Genomic DNA, 12,503 nt, shown 5'->3' on the forward strand with positions numbered 1-12,503 from the left:
ATGGCTACGTTCGTAGACAGATATCCTGACGAAGCAAAGGTTGTACAGGCGTCGCTCGCAGTGGCGTTTATCGCGCTGGGCATCGGTGCCTTCTTCGGACTGATACAGGCGCTTCACCGCACGAACATCATCCGCATCATCAGTTCAGTGGATTACTACACGGTGCTGACCGGACACGGAGTCCTCTTAGCTCTCGTGTTCACCATCTTCTTCCTCGTCGGCCTGTTTACGTGGGCCGTCACACGGAGTTTAGAGCGGCCACTTCCGGACATACGCCTAACGTGGGCGTGGTTCGGTCTGATGACGACGGGTGCGACCATCACTGCGGTCACGATCCTCGCCGGATTGTTCCCGGATATCCCGATGAGTGCGGACGTACTCTACACGTTCTACGCGCCGTTGCAGGCGCATCCGGCGTTCTATATCGGGTTGGCGATGTTCATCATCGGTACGTGGATGGCGGGTGCAGACTGGTTCCTCGCTTACCGTGAGTGGCGTAGCGAGAACCCGGACGAACGAATCCCGCTACAGACGTTTATGGTGCTGACGACGATGATCATGTGGTACATCTCGACGCTCGGCGTCGCCGTCTCCGTCGTCTTCTTCCTCATCCCGTGGTCGATGGGACTCGTCGATTCGGTGAACCCATTGCTCACCAGAACGCTGTTCTGGTACTTCGGCCACCCCGTCGTCTACTTCTGGCTGATGCCTGCGTACCTCATGTGGTACACGGTCCTTCCGAAACTCTCCGGGGGACGACTGTTCAGTGACCCCCTCGCGCGAGTGGTGTTCGTGTTGTTCCTCCTGCTCTCGACGCCTGTCGGTATTCACCACCAGTATCTCGACCCTGGTATCGCGGAGGGCTTCAAGTTCATCGCCATGACGAACACGATGTTCCTCCTCCTCCCGTCACTTCTGACCGCATTTACTGTCGTCGCCAGCATGGAACACGGTGCGCGCCAACGCGGCGGTGAGGGATACCTCGGATGGCTCGGCACACTTCCGTGGCGCGACCCGGCGTTCACGGGGATGGCGCTTGCGGGACTGATGTTCGCCGCCGGTGGCTTCTCCGGCATGATCAACGCCGGGATGAACATCAACTACCTCATCCACAACACGATATGGGTGCCCGGTCACTTCCACATGACCGTCGGCACCGCCGTCGCGCTCACGATGATGGCGGGCACGTACTGGCTCCTCCCGCAGATAACGGGCAAGAAAGTCTACAGCCGACCGATTGGCCTCTTGCAAGTCGTAATGTGGTTCGTCGGGATGGTGTTCATGTCTAACGCGATGCACCGCGGCGGACTGCTCGGTATTCCCCGCCGGACCGCCGAACCGCAATACACGAACTTCGACTTCGTGACCGCTATCGGGAGTATCTGGGAGATTCGAGTACAGATCGCACTCGGCGGGACGTTGCTGTTCATTAGTGTCGTCCTGTTCCTGTTCAACGTCGCCGCGACGTGGGCCGACGACCGGTCCGAGACGCCGGTGGATGACTATCTCCCCGAACCGCTCTCCGATGCGAGCGGGTCGCCCGTCATCCTCGACAATCTCGCGCTGTGGACGGGAATCGCGGTCGTTCTCGTCATTCTCGCGTACACGCTCCCACTCGCCAGCATCATCGGTGATGCGGGAATCTTCGGGAGTAGTCCCGTCTTCCCAGCGAGTATTAGCCTCGATGCGGTCGTCAACGCCATCACGGGGGTGATCAACTAATGCGTCGTCGTTCACCCGCGCTGTTCATGGTACTCGCAGCGTTCACCATCCCAGTCGCCGTCGAGATGCGGACAGTTTTCGGATTCTTCGGTATCGACCTGCCGCTGGCCGCCGTTGCCGGGTTTGAGGTGCTGTTACTCGTGGGGCTACTCGTCATCTACCTCCTCGGGGAACCAGAATCGACAGGAGACTCAGCGTCGCCCCGGTAGTGCCTGCTAAGACACCAATTCTTCGTATCGAATGACAGAAACAATATCAGGCCCGGACGCGCTTGCTCGACGGCCAACGCGAACGCTCCGCCTCCTCGCGGGACTCATCGCTGTCGAGATACTCTTAGTTGGCGTATATCTCCTCACGACGGAGGCAGCCGTTCTTTCCGTTCGATACGTCCTCTACCCGTTCGTCTGGGTAAACCTCGGCGTTCTCGCCGTCTACTCGGTGGACGTTCCACGACCGTCCGGCCGACGAACCGCCGCTGCGACCGTCGTCGCAGTGCTCTATTTCGGCGTCCTTGCGTGGACAACAGGACTCGTCGGGCCGGGGAGCGGTGCAGATCTCTCGGTTCGTCTCGTTGGAGCCATGCCCGGATGGGGGCCGATTCTCCTCGTCGGTGGCCCCGTGAATCTCACCCTCGTTCCGTTCGAAGTCGTCGGCTACGTCTGTCTAACTGCGCTCGTCTACGTGAGCCTCGTTCGCGCGACAGCGGGGGTCTTCTCCGGGATTCTCGGACTGGCGACGTGCGTGAGTTGTGTCGGTCCCGTCATCGCTGGTGTTTTCTCCGGCGTCCTCGGCGGTGCATCGACTGCGCTCGCCGGAAGTATGAGCGGTGCCTACGCGTACGACCTCTCGACGGCGTTGTTCGTCGTTACTGTCGGGATACTCTGGTATACGCTTCGGGAGTAATTTCGAGGATATATCGCTATCTCACCGAATATCGACACCTCACCGAATCGTGGTGGTACGGCGGACAGCGAATGCAGTAAGGAGAAGGAGGAGACCAAAGACGAGCGTCATACCTAACTCGGCCGAAAGCGTTGCGAGCCCCTCGATCGATTCGAGAATCGCGTATCCGGCAACTGCCGTGAGTGCGACGCCGAGGACGACGAAGACGCCGAGTGCAGCCTTGATTGGGTCGATGCCGACGGAACGTTGTGATTGACTGTGACTCATCTCAACTAGAGAGTCGAGAGCGGACACCAAATAGAGCCAAATTCGTTCTCAGAAAACGGGAATCGCGCCATACCATCCTAAGTATCGAGGACGCATAAACGGGCCTAGCGTGGATATGGAGAATTCAATCGGTCGGCTGCGAACACAGCTTGAGGAGATTCAGGTGTTCGCGTCGGCCCGAAGACGACGACAGTTCCTCGTGCACCTCCTCGTGGCACTCGTCGTCCTCTCCATTGCGGTCGTACTCCTCCGCCGTCACCTCGAATTCCTAACGAACGCCGCGGAACTACGAGCGTTCATTCAAGGATATGGGTTTTGGGCACCGCTCGTACTCGTTATCCTCCAATCGCTGCAAGTCGTCGCCGCGCCGATTCCGGGGCAGGTTCTGGCACTTGTCGCAGGGTATCTGTTCGGCGCGTGGTGGGGAACGGTCTACAACGTCATCGGAATCACGATTGGGAGTACCGTCGCGTTTTGGCTCGCGAGACGATTCGGCCGAGCGTACGTCGAGCGTATCGTCCACGAAGACGTTCTTGCCCAGTTCGATTCGATAGATCCCACCCACGCCCGCTTGACCCTCTTTCTGTTCTTTCTCGTGCCCGGACTGCCGGACGACATCCTTTGTTTTGCGGGCGGTCTCACCAAGATTCCCCTCTGGCAACTCGTCGCGTTGGCAATTATCGGCCGAACACCGGCATTCTTCCTGACGAACGTCGTCGGCGGACTCCTCGGCGCGAATCAAATTGCGCCCGCACTCGGTCTCGCTGCCCTCATCATCGCTGCCTCAGTACTGGGGTTTCTGAACCGAGATCGACTCGTTCGGCTCTTCGGCGGCGAACCGTAGTCGAGCAGACGAGCGGAGAGACGGATGACAGCAGATGATGTGAACTATCTTACCTTTAATTGTCGGTTTAAATATCGCTTGTGATAATTTCGGCGGCAGTACTATATATCATATTTGGGACTCTGTGACAATGGAACATAGAGAGACATTACCATTCAACAGAGTGTATCAGTCAGGTCCGGCCGACCGGCCGGTTGGTAGTCGTCCGAAGCGAGGGAGTATCCCTCAGGGGAGTTTGAGCCGATGAATATACAGACAAAACTCATCGCTCTGTGCCTCGTCATCTCGTTGGTTCCCGTCTCGGTCGTTGGCGGCGTCGGGATACACGAGATGAACAGCATCGGTTCGTACGCACAGACGCAGAGTACGACGCACATGGAGACGCAGGTAACGGGAGAGTTGAACAACACCGTTACCGCGAGGCGGGAGCAGATACAGAACGTGTTGGACGTTCGCCGCGTGGATGCGCGGTCCTTAGCGGACTCTTCACCGGTACAAAACTATCAGGCCGCAAAGGCCGGGCAGTGGAAACTCGTCCAACGGCAGAGCCAAACGCAACTCGGGCACATGGCGCTTCAGATGCGTAGCACCATCGAGAGTACGAAGCAGACGATTCTCGAAGAAGAGTACAACGGGAGATCGTGGGCGGAACTTACTCCGGCGGAACAACAGCGAGTCAAAGAGAAAGTAGAGCGAATCATCGCCGGGACGGCCGGCAATCAAACGACTGCCGCCGGGTCGGCATCGAAGATATTCCAACCGGGATATATCGGTGACACGGGATACGCGTACATCACGGACGGAGACTCAAACGTCGTCGTCCATCACAAGATACACGACGGGTTCAACCTCGTCGATGATGCCTCGTTGACCGTGTTCAACGAGGTCGAATCGACCATCCAAAACGACCCGGCCGTGCGGAGCGGTAGTGAGTGGCGAATCGTCGAATACGAGTGGGAAGACACCACCCAAGCAGGGAACCCCGTCGAAGAGAAGTTCGTCGCCTACGCCTATTACGAGGACTTCGATTGGGTTCTTGCCCCAAGCGTCTACTACTACGAACTCCAGACGACCGCCAGCGAGAGCGCAAAGAATCGAATCAACGACTCTTTCGAAAACTATCTGAACACTCGCTCAGTGTCGGTGCAAGGCGAGGAGCGGCCAGCGTACGACGAGATTATCCTGACCGACGAAGACGGACACGGCGTTGTTCGAGCGGAACGGACGGACGGGAGCGTCGTCACCGAATCCGTCGAGAACACCTCCTACGCGGACACGGAGTGGTTCAATTCGAGCAGGTCGATGGAGAAAGGCGAAGTCCACGTCGGCGACGTCCGAACCGTGAACGGAGCGCCGGTTATCTACCTCTCAACGCCGGTGTATCAGAACGGTGAGTTCGCGGGGACGATTGCACTCCGATTCGATTACGGCATCCTCACCGCGTTGACGAACGGAGTCACGGTCGGTGACACCGGTCACCTGAGCATCGTGAACGACGAGGGTCGGGTCCTGAGCCATCCCAACAGCACGGTCGTCGAAACCGAGTCCAGTATCGTAAACGAAGAGTACGCAGGTGGACTCGCCGGCATCGCCGAAGAACGGATTCTCACGGGTGAACACGGGCTGAGTACGTATACGAGACAGACCGATGGCGAGAATGCGGAGTACTACGTGGGGTATGCGCCACTGGACTTCGGTGACAAGCAGTTTGCACTGTTAGCAACCGTCCCCGAAAAAGACGTGACGGGGCCGAGCGCCGCACTGGGCCAAGAGCTGAGTGACCGAACATCGTCCGCTCGGAACGTGTTCCTCCTGTTAATCGGTGGTGCCGCCGTCGGAGTCATCGCATTAGGATTCCGCGCATCCCGGTACTTCTCGCGACCCATTGAGCAACTTCGAGACCACGCGGCGGCACTCGCAGAGGGCCGGTTCGACGACGATATCGAGATTTCGGCTTCCGACGACGAAATCGGAGAACTTGTCGAAGCGTTCGGGGAGATGCAACGGAACCTCCGGTTGCAAGTGGCGGAACTCAGAGCCGTTAGCGAGGAACTTGGTGAGGGAACGTTGGACCAAGACGTTCGGACCGACCTGCCCGGCGAGTTCGGTGCGATCATGTCGGACCTCGACGACGGTATCGAGAAGATACGACGCAGTCTAGTGGAGGTTCACGACGTTGCCGACCAGTTCGCCGACGTGAGTAGCGAAACCGTCGTGAGCGCAGAGGAGATAGAAGCGGCGAGTCAAGCCACCGCCCAGTCGGTCGAAGAGATTGCACACGGCGCCGAACAGCAGACCGAGCAACTCCAAGCCGCGTCCGACGAGATGAACAACCTCTCGGCAACCATCGAGGAAGTCGCCGCATCGGCAGACGGCGTCGTCGAGACGGCCAACGAGGCGGCCTCACTCGCTGACCGAGGTCGGGAACACGCCGCTGATGCCACCGAGGAAATTTCGGCCATCGAGGACGAGACGACGACCGCCGTCGAGCAAGTCGAAGGGCTCAGCGAGCGCATCGAAGAGATAAACGAGGTCGTCCAACTCATCACCGAAATCACGGAACAAACCGACCTGCTGGCGCTCAACGCGTCAATCGAAGCCGCCCGCGCCGGAGAAGTCGGCAAGGGCTTTGCGGTTGTCGCAAACGAGATCAAGATGCTCGCAAATCAAGCCGAGGACGCCACCGAGCAGGTCGAAGAACTCATCACCGAGATTCAGGATGACACGGACGACACCGTCGAAGATATCCAGTCGATGCGAGAACGCGTCGAGAGCGGTGCCGAAACTATCGAGGATGCCATCGAAATGTTCGATGATATCGCTGAGGCGAGCGAAAAAGCCGAAGATGAGGTGAAGGAGATCTCGAAATCGACGGAAGACCAAGCCACCTCGACAGAAGAGGTTGTGGCAATGGTAGATGAGGTTTCAAGCGTGAGCGAGCAGACGGCGTCGGAGGCGAGTACTGTCTCGGCCGCAACCGAAGAACAGACAGCCTCCATCAACGAGGTTACGCAGAACATCCAGACTGTCTCCGAGGAAGCACAGTCGCTGCAAGAACTCGTAAAGCGGTTCGACGTCGGCAAACACGGAAGCGCAAGCGCCTCACAGAGCAGTGGTAGCGGGAGTCAGTCGGCACCGAGCGCAGAAGGGTCCAACAGTGAGGTGGCTGAATCTCCCCGCGTGAGTGACTGACGAACTGAATATCCGATTCACGGACTGACAGAACAACCGAAGCGCATACCTTCGGTGGATGGCTACGTTCGCAATTGAGGAGATTCGATGCGCCTGCGCTGGTTCAGTCGAAGCAGTCAGCCCGTGTGGACAAAAGAACAGCACTTTTCAGCAACATCCGTGTCAAGAGAACAAACGCATGGTTGATCTTGCTACAGTCGGCCGATTACTTGCGGGCATCGTTCTCTTGTTCGGGAACGCCTACTTCGTCACTATCGAGTTCGCAATGACGCGTGTTCGGCAGTTTAGCGAATCAGAGTTCCAAGGGTCACGCGGACTCGAACGGGCGTGGGACATGACCGAACGGTTAGAGATATTCCTCTCAGGGTGCCAACTCGGGATTACCATCTGCAGTGTCGGTCTCGGGGTCGTTGCCGAACCGGCCCTCACTGCGGTCCTCGACCCAGCAGTCAGTGCGCTCGGACTACAGAGCCTATCCGGGACGGGCAGTAACGGACATACCGCGCTGGCCGCAGTGACGTCGCTCGGCGTCATCAACCTCCTCCATCTGACCGTCGGTGAACAGGCCCCGACGTATCTCGGCATCGAGCGCTCGAAGCAGGTCGCAAAGTACGGCGCTCCCATCCTCTACTGGTGGACGCGAGTGTTCTCGCCAGTTATCCGACTCGCTGACTGGACTGCAAAATCGCTCCTCTCGGTCATCGGCGTGACGATCACTCGGTCGTGGGCCGAAGAAGAGATGGAAGGGGAGAAACCGGGCACGCGACAGGAGTTGCTCAGCCAGATGGGAAGCATCCTGACGGAGATGGACCTTCCGACAGACCGCAAAGAGGAGATTCTCAACGCCGCCGCTATCGACCACGTTCACGCGGGAGATATCATGGTAGACCGCGAAGACATCGTCGCGGTATCGACCGAACGCTCCGTGGAAGCGAACCTCGAAACGATTCGCTCGAACTCGTATACGCGCTTCCCGCTGGTCGGTGAGAGCGTAGACGACATCATCGGAACCATCTACCTCATGTCGCTCATACGGTCGATAGACGACCTCAGAGAAGGCGCAACCGATTTCAGCGACATTGCAATGTCTCCGATGACCGTTCCACCGGACATCCCCGTCAGTGAACTGATCGACGAGTTCCAAGCGGCCGACCAAGAGATCGCATTCGTGGTGGAATCTGACCGAACCGTTGGTCTGGTTACCGCAACGGATGCGTTCGAGGCGATTACCGGCGAACTCCGCGATCCGATGGATAAAGCAGCGTGAGATCTAGCAACCACGAATAGCGCGGTCGTGATGGCTGGCAATCACGAATAGCGTGATTTTGTTTTCGTATGCGCGCAGTACCTACTAGCTACGGGAGACGGCAGTGCTGTTGCTACCATGGTTCCGGGAGACGGCAGTGCTGTTGCTACCATGGTTCCGGGAGACGGCAGTACTGTTGCTACTGAACTGCAAACCGGGAGATCAGACGGAGGTATGGAGAGAGTGTAGCGCCCACGGATAGACCGGGTTGAATCGGTCACTCTTCGGCAATATACGCCATTGCCTCCTCGTCCGTAACTTGACCGAAGCGCTCGTAAAACTGCCCGACGGCGTGGAACACCGAGGGTGCAGACAGGCAAACCACCTCGTCTGCGAGCCCTTCGAGGTCGGAAATCGCCCGCGGTGATCCGACTGGTACGGCGAAGATGACCCGCTCTGGGGCCGCGGCGTTGACTCGGCTGAGACACGCACGGGCGGTCGCTCCCGTAGCGACACCGTCATCGACGACGACAACGGTTTTTCCCGAGAGGTCCGGTAACGAACCGTCGTCGCGGTAGGTTTCAGCCTTTTCACGGGCGTTTTCCGCTTCTTCGCTACGGATACGTTCGATGTACTCCCGGTCGATGCCGCGCCGTTCGATGACCTCCTCGTTGAGCCAAGCGCTTCCGTCGGCGGCGACTGCACCGATAGCGAACTCTGGATTGTTCGGTGCCCCGATTTTCTGCGTGGCGACGATATCGAGCGGGGCATGTAGCGCGTCGGCCACCATCCGACCGAGCGGCAGTCCGCCGCGCGGGATCGCTAACACGATGTCCGCATCAACACCCTCCTCGCGGAGGGCGTCACCGAGTTGTTTCCCAGCGCTTTCCCTGTCTGTGAACTGCGAGGGCTGTCGGTCCCGAACCATCACAATTCAACATTATGTACGGAGACTCTATTGACTTCCTCCTCTCCGGTCTATCCTTCAACTCGTTTCCGGAATCGGTTCAGTTAGGATTTCCAAGGTGTTCTGCGAACCAGTCTGCGGCCACGTCTGCGACTTCCTCAAGTTCACCTTCGCCCTCGAACAGGTGTCCGGCACCGGGGACGACGTGCAAACTCTTCGAGCAGGAGAGTTTCGCGTGAGCCTCCTGATTGAGACGGCGGACAGACTCGTCGTTGCCGCCGACGATCAGAAGCGTCGGTGCAGTAATCGTGTCAAGTACGGCGTCGGCCATATCCACGCGGCCACCCCGCGAAACGACTGCGTCCACGGAAGTATCGTCGCTCGCGGTAGCGCGTAGGGCCGCGGCCGCACCGGTACTAGAGCCGAAATAGCCGATTGTTAGCTCCGCGGTATCGTCGCGTTGCCGTAACCACTCCGTCACGGCGACGAGACGGTCCGTCAAGAGGGGGATGTCGAATCGATTCTCGCGGGACCTGTCTTCGTCTTCGGTCAACAGGTCGAAGAGAAGCGTCGCCAGTCCCGCTTCGTGGAGACGTCCCGCAACGAAGTTGTTTCGAGGACTGTGCCGACTGCTTCCGCTCCCGTGCGCGAACACGACGATTCCCGAAGCGTCTCGGGGGACGATGAGTTCCCCTTCGAGCGTGACGTCATCCAACGGTATCGAAAGTACTGCGTCTGTCGTTCGGTCCATACGTGAACAATTGTGTCGCGTAGTTATGTGAACTATGCTAGCATGGACCTGTCGCTGATCTCAGGAGAGCATTTCGTTGCCGGTGAAGCGACACATCCGAGAAGAGGGGCGTCAAAGTCAAACCGATATTGGAGGTAAATCGGCGCTGAGACCGGTTATTTGCCGCACTCTGCTGTAAAGTGAGTGTCGCGGTACTGTCCGTTCGGTTCCACTACAGGTCACTATATTGGACTATTGCTTCCAATTTATACCAATTTATCTATATGTTCAAAAGGGTTAAATTTAGTCGTGGCAATCCAGCCATGTCGGATGACGAAACACAATACACGGCGGAGATTCATCAAAACCGTCGGCGCGACAGGGATCGCAGGGTTGGCCGGCTGTTCACAGGACGGACAAGCACAGGATCGAAACACCGGAGGTGACAGCGGAGAAACGTCCGGTACGACGGCAGGATCCACCGGAGCGAAGACGACGACCATCAAGTTCTGGCACGCGATGGGCGGTGACCTCGGTGCGTTCATCGATACGCTCGCATCGGAGTTCCAACAGCAAGCGGACGGCATCGAACTCGAAGCCACCAAGAAAGGAAGCTACCGCGAGACGCTGAACGCGACGACTTCGGCCGTTCAAAGCGGGAACCCACCTGCTATCGCGCAGATATTCGAGATCGGGACGCAACTCGCCATCGACAGCGGCGTGTTCACACCGGTCGAAGACATCATCCCCAAAGATGCGGTGAACTTCGACGACTATCTCGATTCGGTTCTCAACTACTACCGAATCGACGGCAAACTTCACTCCATGCCGTTCAACTCCTCGAACGCAATATTCTACTACAATAAAAACGCCTTCGAGGAGGCGGGTCTCGATCCCGAGAACCCACCAACGAGCTACGAGGGTGTGATGGATGCCGCAAAGACGCTCACCGACGCTGGCGTCGTTGACAAAGGAACGACGTGGCCGAACCACTCGTGGTTCGTCGAACAGTGGTTCGCAGAGCAGAATCAGACGTTAGTGAACAACGGAAACGGCCGCAACGGACGGGCGACCAAGGCGAACTTCGAGAGCGAGGCGTCCAAGAACATCTTCGAATGGTGGACGGACCTCTACAACGAAGGCCAGTATCTAAATCCCGGTATCGAGGCGTGGTCGGAAGCCCAGCAAGCGTTCCTGACGCAGAAGACGGGCATGCTCGGCTACTCGACATCGAGCATCGCACCGATGGCCAAGGGTGCCAAGAAGAACGGCTTCGAGCTCGGAACAATGCAACTGCCGACGCCCAACGGAAAGCGGCAGGGCGTCGTCATCGGCGGGGCATCGCTGTGGACGCCCGCCTCGCTCTCAGCGGAGAAAAAGAAAGCCGCAGGCGAGTTTATCGCGTGGCTCACGAAGCCCGAACAGCAGAAACGCTGGCACACGAACACGGGCTACTTCCCGGTGAACAAACGCGCCATCTCGCAACTCGAAGATGAAGGCTTCTACGAGGAAAACCCCGACTTCCGAACGGCGATAGACCAACTGCGCGCGACAAAAGACTCCCCGGCGACGCGCGGTGCGCTCATGGGGACGTTCACGAAGGTCCGAACGATTGTCGAGGAGGGTTACGTCAGTATGATTCAAGATTCCTCGACGAACGTCGAGGATGCCCTCGGCAGTATCGACTCGCAGGTCGAAGAGGTGCTGAAATCCTACAACCAGAAGGTAAGCTAGCGGCCTGATCGGTCCGCTCGCCCGCCGTACCGTGACATAACAAATTCATCTCATCCATTTCGTCATGAGCGAATTCACAAAACCATACACATCAACCGTTCAAGCCGGGTTACTGCTGGTCCCGACGCTGGTCGTCCTCGTGGCCTTTCTGTACTATCCGGCCGTGGAGACGTTCCGGTTGAGCTTCTTTCAGACGCTCCTCCTCGGGACCAAACAGCAGTTCGTTGGTATCGAAAACTACGTCGCTCTTGCGACGTCTGCAGAGTATCAAAAGAGCATCGTCATCTCGTTCCTCTTTGCGGCCGCCGTGGTCGTCGGAACGCTAGCCGTCTCGCTTTTCATCTCCTATCTCCTGTTCGATGTTGATGCCGGGTCGTCGGGATATCTCTTGGCGGCGATCTGGCCGTATGCGCTACCAACCGCCGTTGCGGCGACGATTCTGTTGTTCATGCTCCACCCGACGCTGGGCATCGTCACGCACTATCTCGAAGCCGCGACGGGACTCACGTTCGACTGGTTTACCAGCGGCCCGTTGGCGTTCCTCGTGCTCGCACTTGTCGCCATCTGGAAGCAACTGGGCTACAACATCATCTTTCTCGTCGCCGCACTCAACAACATCCCGGACACACTAACCGAATCCGCCCAACTCGATGGCGTCGGGCGTCTCAGAATGCTGTTTCGGGTGTATATCCCACTCATCTCGCCGACGCTGACGTTCCTCGTCGTGATGAACACGATTTACGCCTTCTTCGGGGCGTTTCCGCTCGTCGATCTGATGACGAGCGGTGGTCCGAACAACGCGACGAACCTGCTCATCTTCAAACTGTACCGGGACGCCTTCGAGTTCAACAGTCTCGGGCTGGCATCGGCTGAATCGACCGTCCTCTTCGGTATCGTCTCGATACTGATGTACATTCAACTGCGGTTCTCCGACCGCCACACCCACTACGGAGCCTAA

The 12,503-nt window shown here is 58.1% G+C and carries 11 protein-coding genes; 8 read left to right on the forward strand and 3 right to left on the reverse strand.

All coding sequences use genetic code 11. The features are described from left to right. From HBOR_RS14890 to HBOR_RS14900, 3 genes are read left to right on the forward strand one after another with little or no spacing between them, the layout of a single operon-like run. Entirely contained in the window at window positions 1-1,722 is a 1,722-nt protein-coding gene (locus HBOR_RS14890; RefSeq protein ID WP_006056007.1) for a b(o/a)3-type cytochrome-c oxidase subunit 1, read from the forward strand. Then, entirely contained in the window at window positions 1,722-1,931 is a 210-nt protein-coding gene (locus HBOR_RS14895) for a hypothetical protein (protein ID WP_006056006.1), read from the forward strand. The genes HBOR_RS14890 and HBOR_RS14895 overlap by 1 nt, the downstream gene beginning before the upstream one ends. A 31-nt stretch (window positions 1,932-1,962) precedes the next feature. After that, entirely contained in the window at window positions 1,963-2,625 is a 663-nt protein-coding gene (locus tag HBOR_RS14900; protein ID WP_006056005.1) for a DUF7546 family protein, read from the forward strand. 39 nt (window positions 2,626-2,664) lie between these two features. On the opposite strand, the gene HBOR_RS14905 is transcribed toward HBOR_RS14900, so the two are convergent. Continuing rightward, complete coding sequence (locus tag HBOR_RS14905) at window positions 2,665-2,892, reverse strand: hypothetical protein (RefSeq protein ID WP_006056004.1); 228 nt, start codon at window positions 2,890-2,892, stop codon at window positions 2,665-2,667. Window positions 2,893-3,007: 115 nt separating this feature from the next. Between HBOR_RS14905 and HBOR_RS14910 the strand changes: the two genes are divergently transcribed. The 3 genes from HBOR_RS14910 (at window position 3,008) to HBOR_RS14920 (ending at window position 8,195) form a co-directional block, all read left to right on the forward strand. Continuing rightward, on the forward strand, window positions 3,008-3,736 hold the full coding sequence (locus HBOR_RS14910) for a TVP38/TMEM64 family protein (RefSeq protein ID WP_006056003.1): 729 nt from the start codon (window positions 3,008-3,010) through the stop codon (window positions 3,734-3,736). Window positions 3,737-3,979: 243 nt separating this feature from the next. Further along, on the forward strand, window positions 3,980-6,928 hold the full coding sequence (locus HBOR_RS14915) for a methyl-accepting chemotaxis protein (protein WP_006056002.1): 2,949 nt from the start codon (window positions 3,980-3,982) through the stop codon (window positions 6,926-6,928). A gap of 178 nt (window positions 6,929-7,106) precedes the next feature. Continuing rightward, a complete protein-coding gene (locus HBOR_RS14920) occupies window positions 7,107-8,195 on the forward strand; it encodes a CNNM domain-containing protein (protein WP_006056001.1) in 1,089 nt (362 codons plus the stop codon). Between the two features lie 256 nt (window positions 8,196-8,451). Here the strand turns inward: HBOR_RS14920 and HBOR_RS14925 are convergent, their stop codons facing one another. Together HBOR_RS14925 and HBOR_RS14930 are read right to left on the reverse strand one after the other, a co-directional pair. Next, entirely contained in the window at window positions 8,452-9,102 is a 651-nt protein-coding gene (locus HBOR_RS14925; protein WP_006056000.1) for a phosphoribosyltransferase, read from the reverse strand. Window positions 9,103-9,181: 79 nt separating this feature from the next. Beyond that, entirely contained in the window at window positions 9,182-9,832 is a 651-nt protein-coding gene (locus tag HBOR_RS14930) for a dienelactone hydrolase family protein (protein WP_006055999.1), read from the reverse strand. 309 nt (window positions 9,833-10,141) lie between these two features. Between HBOR_RS14930 and HBOR_RS14935 the strand changes: the two genes are divergently transcribed. Both HBOR_RS14935 and HBOR_RS14940 read left to right on the forward strand, forming a co-directional pair. Next, window positions 10,142-11,545, forward strand: a complete 1,404-nt coding sequence (locus HBOR_RS14935) for an ABC transporter substrate-binding protein (protein ID WP_006055998.1) — start codon at window positions 10,142-10,144, stop codon at window positions 11,543-11,545. Between the two features lie 64 nt (window positions 11,546-11,609). Then, complete coding sequence (locus HBOR_RS14940) at window positions 11,610-12,503, forward strand: carbohydrate ABC transporter permease (protein ID WP_006055997.1); 894 nt, start codon at window positions 11,610-11,612, stop codon at window positions 12,501-12,503.

The sequence above is a fragment of the Halogeometricum borinquense DSM 11551 genome, from assembly GCF_000172995.2.
Classification (GTDB): domain Archaea; phylum Halobacteriota; class Halobacteria; order Halobacteriales; family Haloferacaceae; genus Halogeometricum; species Halogeometricum borinquense.